Origin of the sequence: Ochrobactrum sp. EDr1-4 (assembly GCF_049199085.1) — a bacterium.
Taxonomy (GTDB): Bacteria; Pseudomonadota; Alphaproteobacteria; order Rhizobiales; family Rhizobiaceae; genus Brucella.
In genome coordinates this window covers 672,746-688,291 of sequence record NZ_JBLZOF010000002.1, presented here as the reverse complement: position 1 = coordinate 688,291, position 15,546 = coordinate 672,746, and the positions used below count along the sequence as shown (strand labels likewise).

Sequence of the window (15,546 nt, the reverse complement as noted above, 5' to 3'; positions counted from 1 at the left end):
GGCTATGACCAGCACAATCAATTCCGTTTTGAAAAGCGTTGAAACAGTTGACGCTTCCATTCCCGCTTATAGCCCTTCGGGCAATGAATGCACTCTGTTTGAAATGGCGTGGAAGCGTAAGCTGCCTCTGCTTTTAAAAGGCCCAACAGGTTGCGGTAAAACCCGCTTCGTCAGCCACATGGCGGCAAAGCTCGGTCTGCCACTTTCAACAGTTTCCTGCCATGATGATCTGGCGGCAGCGGACCTTATTGGTCGCTATCTGCTGAAAGGCGGTGACACCCATTGGGTCGATGGACCGCTGACGCGCGCGGTACGCGAAGGCGGTATTTGCTATCTTGATGAGATTGTCGAAGCGCGTAAGGATGTGGCCGTGGTTCTGCATCCGCTGACCGACGACCGCCGTGTTCTGCCGCTCGAACGCACTGGTGAACTGTTGGAAGCACCGGACCGTTTCATGCTCGTAGTTTCCTATAATCCCGGTTATCAGAACTTGCTGAAATCACTCAAGCCAAGCACGCGACAGCGTTTTGTGGCGATCGAATTCGACTTCCTGCCAAAAGAGCAGGAAATCGCAGTGGTGAGCCAGGAAAGTGGTCTCGATGCGAAGTCCGTCGCCCCACTGGTTGCCCTTGCCCATCGTTTGCGCGGTCTGAAAGGACATGATCTTGAAGAAGGCGTATCAACGCGTCTGCTGGTCTATTGTGCTTCACTCATTGATGCGGGCATGACGCAACGCGAGGCAGCGCGTGCAGCCATGATTGAGCCACTGACCGATGAGCCGGATGTGAAGGCGGCTCTTTTGGAAATTGCTGATGCAATGCTGAAATAGGCGGTCATAACATGCTGGATTTTCTGGAACTTGAGGAAACAGTTGGCCGGGCCTGGCATCGCCTTATTGGTAAAACCGGGTCGTGGCCGCAATATGCTGATCAGGCAGTAAAGCTTGCTGATATTCGCCAGAGACTTGCGATTTGTTTCCGCGGCTTTGGCGGCGATATCGCGGTTCAGATCGCACCCGCACGGGCGCGAACTTCTGGACACAGACTTGGATTGCGTCAGCGCATGGCTTTGGGCGAGGAAAAACTCAATCATCCACTGCGCGATGAAGCGACGCTGATGTTGCCGCCTGAAATAGCACTGTTTCCTGACCGCAAGCTCAATTACGATCTTTATGTCTGGCTTGCCGGTTACATGGCCGTCATGCCACTGGATTTGACCGCAATGCCGGATGATCCATTACGCCGTGATCTGGCATCGCTTGATTTAGCAGCAGATACGACGCTGAAAACTTGTACGTTGTTTCCGGGATTGCAAGAGCGTTATGCGCGGCTTTGCGATGCTGTGCTTGCTGCACGACCAAAGCGACCGTTGAACCAGCTTGAGCAGCTTGTTGAACAGCGTATTCTGTCATTGCTAAATGATGGCGCAGGCCTGCCTGATCGCACTCTCGCAGCGATTTTTCCACATCGCGCGCCAGCTGGCTATCTGCCGATTTTGCCGGTGCCACTCTGGCCGGGACTTATACGGCGTGACGAAACCGCATCACGTTCAGATGCAGACGAGCCGGTGCGCAATTCCAACGCAGAAGGCGTTGAAACAGGGCGGCAGATTGCGCAGCGTGAAAAGCAGGATAATCGTCAGACGGATCGAAGCCCGTTTATTCTTAATCGGTTTGAGAAAATTCTGGCGATGGCCGAAATGGTCAGCGTTGATCGTCCTTCGGACGACAGCGACGAGCAGAGCGCAAAATCAGCGGACGAGCTGGACGATCTGACATTGGGCGAACGCAAGGGCAAGCCCGCAGCACGCTTTCGGTTTGATCTTGATTTGCCGCCAGAGGCCGTGGATCACAGTTTGCTGACCGCGAAACTCACTTATCCCGAGTGGGATTACCGCAAGGCGAGCTATCTTCAGGATCATTGTAGTGTATTGGCAGCGCCCGTGCAGGATCGTGATGAAGCTGTGGAACTTGACGACGAGGCACGAAGCCTCGTGCGAAAGGTGCGGCGTCAGTTTGAGATTTTGCGACCCGGTCGTGAGATGATGCGGGCACAGCTCGACGGGAATGATCTTGATTTGGATGCGGTTGTCCGCTCGCGCTGTGATTTTGCAGCAGGCGGGCAGGGCAGCGAGCGCGTGCATCTGATGAGCCGCCCGCAGGCGAACGATCTGGCGGTGACTATTCTTGTCGATGTTTCGCTATCAACCGATGCATGGGTGGATAATCGGCGGGTGCTGGATGTGGAGAAAGAAGCGCTGCTTGTGTTGGCCAACGGCATTGCCGCTTGTGGCGACCGCTGTTCGATCCTGACATTTACGTCGCGCCGTCGCGCATGGGTGCGTGTTGAAACCGTGAAGGATTTCGATGAGCCATTCAGCAAGACGGTTGAACACCGGATTGCAGCGCTTAAACCAGGCTTCTATACGCGTATGGGTGTTGCAATGCGTCATGCAACGGCCAAGCTCAGCGAACAGCATAATCGCAAAAAGCTGCTGCTTCTGCTGACCGATGGCAAGCCGAATGATGTTGATCATTATGAGGGTCGCTTTGCTTTGGAGGATACACGGCGGGCGGTCAGCGAAGCGCGGACCAAAGGCATTAATGTCTTTGCCGTGACTGTGGATCGCGAAGCCAATGCTTATCTGCCCGCACTTTTTGGGCATGGCGGCTATTCTCTGATTGCAAAATTGTCCAAGCTTCCCCCGGCTCTTCCTGCAATTTACCGTATGCTTGCGGGTTAGAGTTTCAATAGTCATATTTTTTATCTTGTTTGAGATGAAACAAATCGCCCCCGTATCATCCAGTTTAGAATTGATCTTGTGATGATGCGGGGCTGTCATCATCATCTTTCGATATCCGACGGCCATGGATGAACCTGATGACAAGCGAACCTGTTTCCACGATCAATATTATCGATGTACGCACCATTCCGCCTATCTCCCGTCATGCGACTATTTTCGCGATGATTGATGATCTGGAACCGGGCGAAACTTTGCAGATCGTCAATGATCATGATCCGGTTCCGCTGCATTATCAGCTTGATAGCCGTAATCCGGGTGTTTTCTCTTGGGAATATAAGGAAAGCGGCCCGTTGTGGCGTGTAGAGATCGGTCGCCCCAACAATCATACACATGCCGATGGCCACGAATGCACTTGTGGCAATCACTAACTCTTTTTTGAAGGCCTGCCATGTTCGGTGCCGCGCTTTCCCGATGGACACTCGCATACGTCGCCGCCTCACTGTTTTTCCTGAGTGCAGGAATGGCACTTATGGCGGGAGGTTTCGGCTATCCGTTTGATGATTTACGGGCACCAGAAACACTCATCGTGGTGCATATAATCGCTATTGGGTGGCTTTCATTATTGATGTGCGGAGCACTGTTGCAGTTTGTGCCTGTGCTGGTGGCAAAGCCTTTACAGCTCAGCAATGCCGGGCTTCCGGCATTGCTGTTTTTGCTCACTGGCCTTTGCGGTCTGATCGCCGGATTTGCGGCTCTTGCAGGCATTGTCGAATTGCCGCTCTGGATGATGCCGGTTTCCGCACTGTTTCTAATCATTGGTTTTGCTATCATCATTGCGATGCTTGCTATGACAATCTGGAGTGCGCGACCGCTGACTTTACCAGCACGTTTTGTAGGTGTTGGCCTTGTATGCCTGCTGGTTGTGGTTGTTCTGGGAAGCCTTTTTACACTGATGCTATCCGGCATGCTTGAACAGGTTTTCCTGATGGAGATCGCTTCTTCAGGGCTTTCAACCCATGTCATTTTGGGCCTTGGAGGCTGGATGACCTTTACTGCAATGGGCGTCAGCTATCGCCTTCTGACCATGTTTATGCTTGCGCCGGAGCCTGCAAAAAAGACGGTGCATCTGGTTTGGACTGCAGGTGTTGCCGCGCTGGCGCTGCTGATTTTCGTGACAGTCTTCACACACTGGGGTTATGAGTGGACTGATATTGCTCTCGTGGCGGTACTGGTTTTGGGTGTTACCAGCATTGGCCTCTATGTCCATGATGTGCATTCGATTTATGGCCAGAGAAAACGCAAAACTATTGAGCTGAATAGCGCTGCATCCGTTCCGGCCTTTGCTGCCATATTGCTTTCGATGCCCATCGCAATTGCTCTGCCTTGGGTCGGCGCCACGGATGGCGTTGTTGCAGCGCTGGTCTATCTTTTTACATTTGGCTGGCTGACTGGCCTAAGTCTGGCGCAGCTTTATAAGATCGTCCCGTTCCTGACATGGCTTGAATGCTATGGCCCAGTGATGGGCAAGGTTTTGACGCCGCGCGTGCAGGATATTGTGGTTGAAAGCCGGGCAAAGCGTTGGTTCTGGGTATATTATACAGGTGTTGCCATTGCCATTATCGCGCTCATTGTCGGGCAGACACTTACATTCAGGGTGGGATGTGCACTTAATCTTGTTGCAATTTTCGCCTTGTCATCTCATTTCATTCGCGCGCGGCGACTGATGGATGTGCCGGAAGCCATGAAACTTCCAAATGTTATCTCTGTGCCACATCTGATTTACGCTGGTAGTCCAGTTTCTGGGAGGAGCAAATGACGTTGTCCGTTTACGAGTTAATTCCACACGAGCTTGATGTTCGTCCGCTCCTGAAAGCAGGCGTCGAGCCGTTTCAGGCAATTATGGGCGCTGTCGAAGGATTGGCTGCCGGACAAAGCCTTATTTTAATTGCTCCATTTAAGCCGGTACCTCTCTTTACAGTCATGGAACGCAAGGGGTTCTCTGCCAAAGCGGAAGCAATTGGCGATGGCGATTGGCAGGTCCTGTTTGCGCCAATCGGGGATGAAGCGCCTGCTGTGCAGATTTCGGATAATGCCGGTTCGCCAGATGACTGGCCGGAGCCGTCGCAATATCTTGATTGTTCCGATATGGACCCGCCGCAGCCGATGGTTAGCATTCTTGCAGAGGTCGAGAATATGCATACGGGTGAAGTGCTGTTTGCACTTTTGCATCGCGAGCCGTTGTTTCTGTTTCCAGAGCTTGAAAAGCGCGGCCATCAGTGGGTGGGGAATTTTGACGACGCAGGTGAGGCATATCGCATTATGATCCGCGTCGGAACAGCGTGAGGATCAGTGATGCAAAGCAAACAACTCGATCGGCTGGAAGATGAAGTGCGCAATGCATTGCGCATTGTCATGGATCCCGAACTCGGCATTAATCTCGTTGATCTTGGTATGATCTATATGATCACAGCGCATGCGAATGGTGATGTCTCGGTCAAAATGACCACAACCACGCGCGGTTGTCCTGCAGCCGGATTTCTTACGCAAGCTGTGCAGGCTTGCGTTGAGAACGTAGCGGGCGTTTCTCATGCAGATGTTGAACTGACCTATGAACCTACATGGTCACCGGATATGGCGATACCTGAAGCGCGTGCGCGTTTTGCGGTGCCCGATTTCTGAGACTTGTTGCAGCTAAAATTTATGGAGTAAGCGGTCTTATTGAAGGCCGCTTTTTTAGTTTTGATCGGTATGAAATGGCCAGTAAAGAACTGTTCTAAAATCTACTAATAGGCGCATATGAGCGTTAAGAGTAGGCAGAGATTTCGTTTTGAGTGGCCTTACTTGTTCCAGCGCAAATGACGAAGTTAAAGTGTGAAGCTATTAATTTAAGCATCTGATTTTTAATGATAATTATTATCAGTAAATTCGTTCAGAATTGATTGTAAGCAATGAATAGGGATCGGATGCCTCCTATACATAGAGTGACAGAGCGGAAGAACGCTCGGTCCTATCGGAAGGAGAGAATCGATGGGTGACCATATCAATATTAATCGTCGCACAATTTTGGCAGGAGCAGCCCTTGCAGGCGCACTGGCACCAGTTTTGGCGACAAGCTCAGCCTGGGCCGCAGGAACCTTGAAAAAGGCAAGTGCTGCGGAAATAGCAGCGCTGCCGCGCGAAAAGGTTGAGCTGGTTAAGCCTCCTTTCGTGCATGCGCATAGTCAGGTTGCAAACGGCGGTCCGAAGGTGGTTGAGTTCACCATGGTGATCGAGGAAAAGAAGATGATCCTCGATGACGCTGGAACAGAAGTTCATGCGATGACCTTCAATGGCACTGTGCCGGGACCACTGATGGTTGTGCATCAGGACGACTATGTTGAACTGACGCTCATCAATCCTGAAACCAACACACTCATGCACAACATCGATTTCCATGCGGCAACGGGTGCATTGGGCGGCGGTGGACTGACCGAAATCAATCCCGGTGAAAAGACCATCCTGCGCTTTAAGGCAACAAAGCCTGGTGTGTTTGTTTACCACTGCGCACCTCCCGGAATGGTGCCATGGCACGTTACATCGGGCATGAATGGTGCAATCATGGTGCTTCCGCGCGATGGCCTGCATGATGGCAAGGGCAAGGCGCTGACCTATGACAAAGTCTACTATGTTGGCGAACAGGACTTCTATGTACCGCGTGACGAAGAGGGTAATTACAAGAAGTATGACGCTCCCGGCGACTCTTATGAAGATGTTGTCAAAGTCATGCGCACACTCATTCCAACCCATGTCGTCTTTAATGGCGGTGTAGGTGCGCTAACCGGCGACAAAGCCATGACAGCCAAGGTAGGCGAAAAGGTACTGATCGTTCATTCGCAGGCTAACCGCGATACGCGTCCGCATCTCATCGGTGGACATGGCGATTATGTCTGGGCAACCGGCAAGTTCAATACGCCGCCGGATGTTGATCAGGAAACATGGTTTATTCCGGGTGGTGCAGCGGCAGCAGCCTTCTACACCTTCCAGCAACCGGGCATCTATGCCTATGTGAACCATAACCTGATCGAAGCTTTTGAACTGGGCGCTGCTGCTCACTTCAAGGTAACGGGCGAATGGAACGACGATCTGATGACGTCGATACTGGCACCATCGGGCATGTAAGTCCGACATGACAGCCAACGGTTCGGGGGACATGAGAGCACTGGAGGCTCGTCTCCCGGACGACTGATCCTTTAACTCATCTTGTGAACATCATGAAACAGAGTGCAAAGAAAAAGCTGCGCGATCTCGGCGTTGCTGTTCCGGCTGTCCTTCTCGCTGTTGTTAGCGCACTATTCGTTGTCGATGCCGTGGGCCAGATCAGCGTAAAAGACGGGGCGTTTGAGGTCAGTCGCCCACAAACCGTTACTGTTACGCAGCGAAACATGACCTATCGTGCGGACGGCGATTTTCAAAAGAATAATTATCCAACCGATGCACCGCTGACGACACGCAGGCTTGGCCGGTCGTTCGAGATTATGAAATATCAGGTTACCGTTGCGGACTATGCAAACTGTGTAAGCGATGGCGCATGTGTTGCAGCCGATACCCAGTCTAAAGCCGCAAACGCTGCGCAATCGACCCATCCGATTGTTGGCATCAGCTATGACGATGCAGAGGCTTATGCGCAATGGTTTTCGGACAAAACAGGCGAAGTCTGGCATTTGCCGACCGACGAGCAATGGGCTTTCGCCGCGGGTTCGCGCTTTGCCGATGATGCGCTAGGCGGTGATGACGATGGTAGTGTTAATCCAGCGCTGCGCTGGCTGCGCGATTATGAAAAACAAAGCGCACGCAAACAGGATCGTGACCCGGCTGTTCTGCCAGTAGGCAGCTTTGGCGAAAACGAACTTGGCATTGCCGATATTGGCGGCAATGTGTGGGAGTGGACCACGACCTGTCATCGTCGTGTCAATCTCGATGCCTATGGCAAGGTGGCAAGCGAAAACGTAGTTTGCGGCGTCTATGTGGTGAATGGTAAGCATCGCGCAGCGATGAGTTCATTTATCCGTAACCCAAAATCCGGGGGATGCAGTGTTGGTTTGCCGCCCGATAACCTTGGATTTCGCCTTGTCCGCGACGGGCGCTGGTATGCCCCTGTGCTCAAGCGGTTTAAAGGCCTTTCGGTGTAACGTTAATTGATGAAGCACCACAAGATTATGCCCCTAAATACATGCTATTCCTGCTTAATTATGCTAAGCAGGAATAGGGATTCAGAGTAGGGGTATTAGAATGGCCACGATTGATCGCGGTCTTGTCAGGAAATTATCATTATTCGCCAAAATGGGGGACAATGAGCTTGATAAGCTGGTCTCTTACGCAACGTCCCGACGTATTGCGCAGGGCGAATCTATTTTCGAGCAGGGCGATGAAGCAGCTACATTTTATCTGCTGCTTCATGGTCGCTTGAAGGTCAATCAGGTAACTGCCGACGGGCAGCAGATCATTGTCCGGATGGTGCATCCGGGAGATCTTTTTGGTTTTGCCAAAGCTTTGCAGCGCAATGATTATCCCGGGACAGCAGTGGCAGTGACGGAAAGTATTATACTCGGCTGGCCCACGGAATTGTGGGACTATTTTGTTGAGCAAAATCCCGGCTTGGCAATGAATGCTATCCAGACGATCGGCAAGCGCCTTGAAGAAGCGCATACGCGTATTCGCGAAATGTCGACGGAAGAAGTTGAGCGTCGAGTCGCTCACGTTGTACTGCGTCTGGCGCAGAAGGCTGGCAAGAAAGAAGAGGGCGGTATTCGTATCGACTTCCCGATTACGCGACAGGATATTGCCGAAATGACTGGCACGACATTGCATACCGTATCGCGGATTTTGAGTGCATGGGAAACGAAGGGTTTTGTCTCTGGCGGGCGTCAGAAGCTGACTGTAATTGATACGTCGGGTATCCGGCGGCTTGCGGAAGGCGAAGTTTAAAGCTCCGAACGTAATACACTTTTAGGTGATAAAAGGCCGTGCTTTGGTATGAAAGCATGGCCTTTCCGGCTTTTGAATACTAGCCGTGCATAACTGAAGCAGTCTTCTGACGACTGACATAAGCAGCACCGATGCCACCATACAAAAAACCGTTGGAGAGCGGTGCAGCCGGATAAGTCTGCTGCAACCTGTGTCGCGCTTCCGCAGGATCAATGCGTCCATGTAAAACATCTTCATGGATGCGCACGACAGCAACCATGTCGCAATCCTGTGGCGATAGCCTAAAACGCCGAACGCCTGCTTGCACCAGCTCCGGCATATCCTCAATCAGTGACTGGCAGGTGTGAGACAATGTCTGCACACCGTTCAGTGCCAGAAACGGCTGGCTGTCGAGGGTTTTCACAGGCAATCCGTCAGGTTCCTCGCCGCAGACAAACTGGCAGTTATCTTTGATATGGCCTTTGGAGCGAGCGTGAGCACAGCGTGCTGAGATTGCCAGCGGAATGCGTCCAAACGCGAACACCTCAAAGGCTATTTCCGGAGCACCTTTGATAATTTCACGAATTGAATTCAATGGTAATTCGGGCGGAAGGCAAATAGACGTTGCACCACGCGCTGCAAGTACTTTCGCGGTTGCAGCATTATAGACATTCACCAATGGGCCGACGATATGCGGCTTGCCTGCCAGTAGCCCTAATGCCGAGAGATCATTGGCCTCTACCGGAAAAGGAGAGTCCTCTGCCGTCTGGCGTACATGCTTTGCTTCTCGTTCCAACATGACCAGTGCGAGCGAACCAAGGCTTACACTTTTGCCCGCATTTTGCAGCCGCTCAATTACTTCTTCCATGAAGGGATCAATGAAATGAAAACGCTTGGAACAGACGATTTCGCCAACCGTCACATGCTCAATCGGGGATTCATCTGCAATGCGAAAATAGAAATCCCGCCATTTGGGCCCGTCCCACAAAAATAGAACAGGTCCTAGGCTAAGATTGGGACTGAGGCTGGGGGTGGAGCGTTTGTCAGACATGATTATCTCCAGCGTTTTTCATACGCGCCTGAGGTGGTCTGCTGACCTTCACTCAATGTACGCAATCGCGACAAAAGGGCGGCGCGTCGTTCGGGTCCCGCTGAAAGTGTTTGACGCAAGGTCGAAACAACTTCCGCAACATAGGCTTTGCCGCGCTGACGCCCTTCTATTTTCAGCGCCGACACCCCTGCAGCGCGTAGCTCATCAATATGATTCATCACATCGAGCGAAACAGGGTCTTCAAAGGCATAGCCTTCTTCATCGCCAATATTGAAACGGCCTTTGCAAAGTGTCGGATAGCCCGCGGCTTCTCCTGCTGGAAACCGGTTGATGGTATAATCACCCAATTCCGATACCAGTTCGGAGCCATCATTGCGATAACGAACATGGCTTGCCGGGGAGCAGACACCATTCATATTGGGTGATTTTCCGGTTGCATATGAGGACAGAGAGCAGCGCCCCTCTGCCATCACGCAGAGACCACCGAAGACGAAGACTTCCATCTCACAGGCAATTTTTTTGCCAAGTTTTGCAATGTCCGGGATGGTCAGAACACGTGGCAGAACCACGCGTTTTGCTTTAAATGCATCAATCAGAAAACGCACAGCGTCGGCATTGGATGCAGAAGCCTGAACCGAAACATGCAGCCGCTGCTCTGGATGCTTCTCTGCGGTGTAAGCCATCAGGCCGAAGTCAGCCAAAATAACAGCATCGGCACCAAGGCTGGCTGCGTCATCCACAGCCGAATACCAGATATGCTCGTCGCCCGCGCGCATGAAGGTATTTATAGCGACAAAGACCTGCGTGCGACGGGAATGCGCGAAACTGATCGCATCTTTCAGTTCTGCGCGGCTGAAGTTAAGCCCCGGAAAATTGCGAGCATTGGTTTCATCGCGAAACCCGCAATAGACAGCATCAGCTCCCGCCTGAACGGCCTCTCGCAATGCGGCCGGTGTACCTGCCGGGCAGATCAGTTCCATGCGCGTTCTCCCTGATCCGCCTTTTTGATATTCAATGCTTTATCGCGAAGGTAGCCTGCAATATTCTGAACAAGCGGCGCAAATGGGCCTGCAGCTTTACCGAGATCGGCGGGAAGATCGACATTGCAATCGTCCAGCGCATTGCGCAGCGCAAGCATAGCTTCCATGTCGCCAGTCACTGTGATGTCACGCGAGAAAAATAGCGCATCGCCATCGAGTTTTCCCTCAAGCAATGCCAGCAGCATGACGAGTGGACCATCAATCGCCGCATCTGTTTCGACAGCCGTATCTTTGCGCATAACCGTGATCGTAGGCCGCGCAGGCTCGACCACAAACATGAATGGTAGATCGGATGGGCTGAAACCAAATCGTTTATCGACATAGTCGCCAAGGCGCTCGAACAAGCCTGGATGTGCGCGGATAACTTGTAGAAACACGCGCGAAATAAGCGGAGTAAGGAGAAAAGGCGGTACAAGCCGTGCAGGAGCAGCCACAGCTGGTGGAATCTTCATCATTACTCAGCTCCTGTTTAACATAAAAAAGAATTATGCGATTCAGTGCGGCCTGAGTTTGATTAAGATCAAAGACGGTGAAACAATTTGTCTTTCAAGCGTGAGTCATGAAAAATGCGCCTGTTGTGCAATGTAAAATGCTGATAAATATTGATAATATAAACCAATATACATTTATAAAATATCTACAATTAATCTTTGTAAGTATAACTGAGTTTTAATGTTATTTAAATATATTTTATTTTTAAATTAATAATTAAAAAAATAGTAATTTAATGTATAGAAACGTTGGCGCCTTAAAACAAACATATTATAATTATTCTAATATTTTGTAAGTTGATACTAATATTTAATTTTAATTAATTTAATATATAGGATAATATTTCCCATGGCAGACCGTCCGATTATGACTACGAGCGCTGGTGCGCCTATTCCGGATAACCAGAATTCCCTTACCGCTGGTGAGCGCGGTCCTGTTTTAATGCAGGATTACCAGCTGATCGAAAAGCTGACGCATCAGAACCGCGAACGCATTCCTGAGCGTGTTGTGCATGCCAAGGGTTGGGGTGCATTTGGCACACTCACCATTACTGGCGATATTTCGAAATATACCAAAGCCAAAGCATTGCAGCCGGGTGCAAAGACACCGATGCTGGCGCGTTTTTCGACCGTTGCCGGTGAGCAGGGTGCCGCAGATGCCGAGCGCGATGTTCGCGGTTTTGCGCTGAAGTTCTACACCGAAGAAGGTAACTGGGATCTTGTTGGCAACAACACGCCTGTGTTCTTTGTGCGTGATCCAGTGAAGTTCCCTGATTTCATCCATACCCAGAAGCGTCATCCTAAGACAAACCTGCGTTCGGCAACTGCCATGTGGGATTTCTGGTCGCTTTCGCCAGAAAGCTTGCATCAGGTGACGATCCTGATGTCGGATCGCGGCCTTCCAACAGATGTTCGCCACATCAATGGATATGGTTCGCATACCTATTCGTTCTGGAATGATGCTGGCGAGCGTTATTGGGTGAAGTTCCACTTCAAGACCCTGCAAGGCCACAAGCATTGGACCAATGAAGAGGCTGAACGTGTGATTGGTCGTACGCGTGAATCCACGCAGGAAGACCTGTTCACCTCTATCGATAAGGGTGAGTTCCCAAAGTGGAAAGTTCAGGTGCAGATCATGCCGGAACTCGATGCGGACAAGACGCCCTACAATCCGTTTGATCTCACCAAGGTCTGGCCGCATGCGGACTATCCGCCGATCGATATTGGCGTGATGGAATTGAACCGCAATGCGGAAAACTATTTCACTGAGATCGAAAATGCGGCTTTCTCACCGTCCAATATTGTGCCGGGTATCAGCTATTCGCCAGACAAGATGTTGCAGGGACGCTTGTTCTCCTATGCAGACGCTCACCGTCATCGCCTTGGCACACATTATGAGAACCTGCCGGTCAATCAGCCAAAGTGCCCTGTGCATCACTATCACCGTGATGGTCAGATGAACACCTATGGCGGCATCGCAACGGGCAACCCGGATGCTTATTACGAGCCAAATTCGTTCAACGGCCCGGTTGAGCAGCCTTCTGCCAAAGAACCGCCGCTGCGTTTGGGCGGTGATGCAGATCGTTACAATCATCGCATTGGTAATGACGACTATTCGCAGCCGCGTGCCTTGTTCAATCTGTTTGATGACGGCCAGAAAGCGCGCCTGTTCTCAAACATTGCAGCAGCGATGGGTGGTGTTCCTGGCTTTATCGTTGAACGTCAGTTGGCGCATTTCAAGCTGGTTCATCCAGACTATGAAGCCGGTGTTCGCAAGGCATTGCATAACGCCCATGGATATCAGGCTTAACCCCTGAAGAAAAAGTTGCATTGCTATTATAGTTGGCAGTGCAATTACTACAACTTTATTATTATGAGAAAAAAATGTTTAAGAAATTAACTGCCGAGTTTATCGGTACTTTCTGGTTAGTATTTATTGGATGTGGAGCTGCAGTCATTTCCGCTGCGTTCCCGGGACTTGGTATCGGTATAATCGGCATTGCGCTGGCATTTGGTTTAGCCTTAATGTCAATGGCATATACACTTGGTGGGGTTTCTGGCGGACATTTTAATCCCGCTGTAACACTGGGTTTTGTTGTTTCCGGTCGGTGCTCTCCTAAAATTCTAATAGGTTACTGGATAGCACAGGTAGCAGGCTCAATAGTCGCTGCGTTTGTTCTTTATCTTATTGCATCAGGCAGAGCAGACTTCGTCGCAGGTGGATTTGCCAGTAATGGCTACGGTTACTTATCGCCAGGTGGTTATAGTATGGCTGCCGCTTTAATCAGTGAAGCTGTCTTGACTGCAGGGTTCATCTTTGTGATTTTGAGTGTTACCTCAAGTGAGGCACTTGCTGGTTTCGCCCCTATTGCAATTGGTCTTTGTTTAACGGCTATCATATTAATGTCAGGACCAGTGGCTAACACATCTGTCAATCCAGCGCGCTCAACAGGCGTTGCACTCTTCGCAACCGTTGCTGCTCTTAATCAGCTTTGGCTGTTCTGGGTAGCTCCGCTTGTTGGAGGTGTATTCGGCGGTGTTATGTGGAAGACATTGTCGGCCAAAGAAGCTGCTTAGTAGTTTGGCATATCCGTCTCGATGAAGTCATTTTCAATGCTAAATTCTGATTGTTTTTAGCATAAGGGTTATTAAAACGGCATTGGTTGGCCTTCAATATGCTTTGACCAGATCGCATTTGCGTTAGGTCAGGATTGCAACGAATGGCCACCAAGGCAGGTGTGAAAGCTATCATCGGACATCGGCGCGGCAACCGGCTATAAAAGCCTTGCCGCGCCGTTTGATCGATAGCGCTGTGATCGGGCCTAGTCTATTAAAGACATGCAGCCTAAGAACTGTCACCAATTTTCAGCCGTGAAAGCAAAGTGAGTCCTGCGGTGAGGTCTTCCATTCCGAGCCCGCCCAAACACAGTCGGATCCCAGTTTCCTCGTCATTACGATCAGCACGTATTGCGTCTGGCTGGGTAACAACAACACCGAGTGCCGTGGCAGCTGTCTCGAATGCTTCTGCATCCTTATGGGACATGGGTAACCAGGCATGAAAGGCGTTTTCATTGGTCATGATAACTCTATCGTCAAAAAAGGATCGGGCAATTTTGACCCTTTTTAAAGCCTCGGCCCGCAAAGTGTCGCGTACTGTTTCCATCACACCACTGGTGAACCACTCTTCGAGAAGGGCATAATCAACTGGAGAAGAAGATAATGGCAGAGCTCGTAAAGCTTCTTCCGCATGTTCCTTCCAGCTTGATGGTAAAACCAAAACGCCTAAGCGGAGCCCTGGACTTATCGACTTAGATAAACTGGTAACATGAAACACGCGATCCGGTGACAGAGCGACGAGCGGAGGATTGTCCGGGTTGGCGCCCAATGTATAGACACCATCTTCAACAATCGGAACGTTTCTCTTTTTGCAGATATCAACGATTTGCTTTCTGCGGGTAACCCCCATAGAAATTGTGGTGGGGTTGTGCAGCATGGGTGTAAGATAAACGAGCCGACGACGACCACTGTTCTCTGCTTCAGCGAGAACTCGATCAAGATCATCCGGCATCATACCTTCTGCGTCGATATTTACGCTTCGCATAGGGTGGCCGCGATAGCGCGCGAGTGCGATAGCTCCCGAATAGCTAAGACGTTCTGTGATAATCAGTCCGTTGCCACCGCACAGAATATCAAAAGCAAGCCAAAGTGCCTGTTGACCGCTTCCGGCCAGTATGATCCGTTTTGCTTCCGCTTTGATGCCCAGTGTTTCAAGCCAACGTGCCAATAAACGCCTATGTTCATTGTGGCCAGCAGGTGGCGGGTAGAGGTTAACATGCGCGGAATTTATTTTTCTGGAAATTGTAGACAGCGTGCCAGCCAATAGTCGATCACTGAGCATAACAGGCAAGCGGTTTACAGAGAAATCAATTGCTGGGCCCTTCCATGATTCAAATACTGCAACAAATGTACCGCTGCCTTTTACGCTTTTTGCCAGTCCGCGCCGTTCCAGCATTGCATAGGCTTTTGTGACTGTTCCAACCCCGAGGTTTAGCTTCCAAGCGAGATCGCGGTGTGCGGGTAATCTGTCGCCACCGAGTAGTCTCCCTGATAGAATGTCTTCTGAAAGGGCCTCTACAAGGCGATTTGCAGGGCTGTTACCATTTTCTGATAGGCGGGGTGACCATGGTGACTGAAGACGCATATATTTAACCCTGCGAAATACAATAGAGGCACTTATTACAGATGTGCTATCTTACGGGAAACAGTTCCGTGCGTAATA

General features: G+C 50.8%; 15 protein-coding genes. 11 read left to right on the top strand and 4 right to left on the bottom strand.

All coding sequences use genetic code 11. The features are described 5' to 3' along the window. The first annotated feature begins 16 nt into the window (after positions 1-16). From ACOZHT_RS09595 to ACOZHT_RS09555, 9 genes are all read left to right on the top strand, one after another. Positions 17-829, top strand: coding sequence for a CbbQ/NirQ/NorQ/GpvN family protein (locus ACOZHT_RS09595; protein ID WP_421565698.1), 813 nt, complete (start codon positions 17-19; stop codon positions 827-829). Positions 830-840: 11 nt separating this feature from the next. Continuing rightward, positions 841-2,742 carry a nitric oxide reductase activation protein NorD gene (locus ACOZHT_RS09590; RefSeq protein ID WP_339515252.1) on the top strand — a complete coding sequence of 634 codons (1,902 nt, stop codon included), beginning with the start codon at positions 841-843 and terminating at the stop codon, positions 2,740-2,742. A 137-nt stretch (positions 2,743-2,879) separates the two neighbouring features. Further along, a complete protein-coding gene (locus ACOZHT_RS09585) occupies positions 2,880-3,170 on the top strand; it encodes a DUF2249 domain-containing protein (RefSeq protein WP_339515254.1) in 291 nt (96 codons plus the stop codon). 20 nt (positions 3,171-3,190) lie between these two features. Beyond that, positions 3,191-4,558 carry a hypothetical protein gene (locus tag ACOZHT_RS09580; RefSeq protein WP_339515256.1) on the top strand — a complete coding sequence of 456 codons (1,368 nt, stop codon included), beginning with the start codon at positions 3,191-3,193 and terminating at the stop codon, positions 4,556-4,558. A gap of 2 nt (positions 4,559-4,560) precedes the next feature. After that, positions 4,561-5,085: a DUF2249 domain-containing protein gene (locus ACOZHT_RS09575; protein WP_421565697.1), complete on the top strand. Its 525-nt coding sequence runs from the start codon at positions 4,561-4,563 to the stop codon at positions 5,083-5,085. A gap of 9 nt (positions 5,086-5,094) precedes the next feature. Next, positions 5,095-5,421 (top strand): metal-sulfur cluster assembly factor, encoded by a 327-nt coding sequence (locus ACOZHT_RS09570; protein WP_339515258.1) that lies wholly within the window; start codon positions 5,095-5,097, stop codon positions 5,419-5,421. A gap of 348 nt (positions 5,422-5,769) precedes the next feature. Next, positions 5,770-6,900, top strand: coding sequence for a copper-containing nitrite reductase (gene nirK, locus ACOZHT_RS09565; protein WP_339515260.1), 1,131 nt, complete (start codon positions 5,770-5,772; stop codon positions 6,898-6,900). An 89-nt stretch (positions 6,901-6,989) separates the two neighbouring features. Then, positions 6,990-7,910 (top strand): formylglycine-generating enzyme family protein, encoded by a 921-nt coding sequence (locus ACOZHT_RS09560; protein ID WP_339515274.1) that lies wholly within the window; start codon positions 6,990-6,992, stop codon positions 7,908-7,910. A 100-nt stretch (positions 7,911-8,010) separates the two neighbouring features. Further along, entirely contained in the window at positions 8,011-8,706 is a 696-nt protein-coding gene (locus ACOZHT_RS09555) for a Crp/Fnr family transcriptional regulator (RefSeq protein ID WP_339515262.1), read from the top strand. A gap of 79 nt (positions 8,707-8,785) precedes the next feature. On the opposite strand, the gene ubiV is transcribed toward ACOZHT_RS09555, so the two are convergent. The 3 genes from ubiV to ubiT are packed head-to-tail and all read right to left on the bottom strand — an operon-like array spanning position 8,786 to position 11,231. Next, the gene (gene ubiV / locus ACOZHT_RS09550) at positions 8,786-9,736 is read right to left on the bottom strand and encodes a ubiquinone anaerobic biosynthesis protein UbiV (protein WP_339515264.1); all 951 of its coding nucleotides are present in this window, start codon (positions 9,734-9,736) and stop codon (positions 8,786-8,788) included. A gap of 2 nt (positions 9,737-9,738) precedes the next feature. Next, a complete protein-coding gene (gene ubiU / locus ACOZHT_RS09545) occupies positions 9,739-10,716 on the bottom strand; it encodes a ubiquinone anaerobic biosynthesis protein UbiU (RefSeq protein WP_339515266.1) in 978 nt (325 codons plus the stop codon). Next, positions 10,707-11,231: a ubiquinone anaerobic biosynthesis accessory factor UbiT gene (ubiT, locus tag ACOZHT_RS09540; protein WP_339515268.1), complete on the bottom strand. Its 525-nt coding sequence runs from the start codon at positions 11,229-11,231 to the stop codon at positions 10,707-10,709. The genes ubiU and ubiT overlap by 10 nt, the downstream gene beginning before the upstream one ends. Before the next feature lie 385 nt (positions 11,232-11,616). Between ubiT and katA the strand changes: the two genes are divergently transcribed. Both katA and aqpZ read left to right on the top strand, forming a co-directional pair. Further along, the gene (gene katA, locus ACOZHT_RS09535) at positions 11,617-13,077 is read left to right on the top strand and encodes a catalase KatA (RefSeq protein ID WP_421565649.1); all 1,461 of its coding nucleotides are present in this window, start codon (positions 11,617-11,619) and stop codon (positions 13,075-13,077) included. Between the two features lie 74 nt (positions 13,078-13,151). After that, complete coding sequence (aqpZ, locus tag ACOZHT_RS09530; protein WP_421565648.1) at positions 13,152-13,844, top strand: aquaporin Z; 693 nt, start codon at positions 13,152-13,154, stop codon at positions 13,842-13,844. A 268-nt stretch (positions 13,845-14,112) separates the two neighbouring features. On the opposite strand, the gene ACOZHT_RS09525 is transcribed toward aqpZ, so the two are convergent. Further along, entirely contained in the window at positions 14,113-15,468 is a 1,356-nt protein-coding gene (locus tag ACOZHT_RS09525; RefSeq protein ID WP_339512278.1) for a PLP-dependent aminotransferase family protein, read from the bottom strand. Positions 15,469-15,546 lie beyond the last annotated feature (78 nt).

Excerpts from the sequence above, each read along its gene's own strand:
- ACOZHT_RS09590 (WP_339515252.1), top strand. The coding sequence starts at position 841 with ATGCTGGATTTTCTGGAACTTGAGGAAACAGTTGGCCGGGCCTGGCAT.
- ACOZHT_RS09585 (WP_339515254.1), top strand. The coding sequence starts at position 2,880 with ATGACAAGCGAACCTGTTTCCACGATCAATATTATCGATGTACGCACC.
- ubiV (WP_339515264.1), bottom strand. The coding sequence starts at position 9,736 with ATGTCTGACAAACGCTCCACCCCCAGCCTCAGTCCCAATCTTAGCCTA.
- ubiU (WP_339515266.1), bottom strand. The coding sequence starts at position 10,716 with ATGGAACTGATCTGCCCGGCAGGTACACCGGCCGCATTGCGAGAGGCC.
- nirK (WP_339515260.1), top strand. The coding sequence starts at position 5,770 with ATGGGTGACCATATCAATATTAATCGTCGCACAATTTTGGCAGGAGCA.
- ubiT (WP_339515268.1), bottom strand. The coding sequence starts at position 11,231 with ATGATGAAGATTCCACCAGCTGTGGCTGCTCCTGCACGGCTTGTACCG.
- ACOZHT_RS09580 (WP_339515256.1), top strand. The coding sequence starts at position 3,191 with ATGTTCGGTGCCGCGCTTTCCCGATGGACACTCGCATACGTCGCCGCC.
- ACOZHT_RS09525 (WP_339512278.1), bottom strand. The coding sequence starts at position 15,468 with ATGCGTCTTCAGTCACCATGGTCACCCCGCCTATCAGAAAATGGTAAC.
- ACOZHT_RS09570 (WP_339515258.1), top strand. The coding sequence starts at position 5,095 with ATGCAAAGCAAACAACTCGATCGGCTGGAAGATGAAGTGCGCAATGCA.
- katA (WP_421565649.1), top strand. The coding sequence starts at position 11,617 with ATGGCAGACCGTCCGATTATGACTACGAGCGCTGGTGCGCCTATTCCG.
- aqpZ (WP_421565648.1), top strand. The coding sequence starts at position 13,152 with ATGTTTAAGAAATTAACTGCCGAGTTTATCGGTACTTTCTGGTTAGTA.
- ACOZHT_RS09555 (WP_339515262.1), top strand. The coding sequence starts at position 8,011 with ATGGCCACGATTGATCGCGGTCTTGTCAGGAAATTATCATTATTCGCC.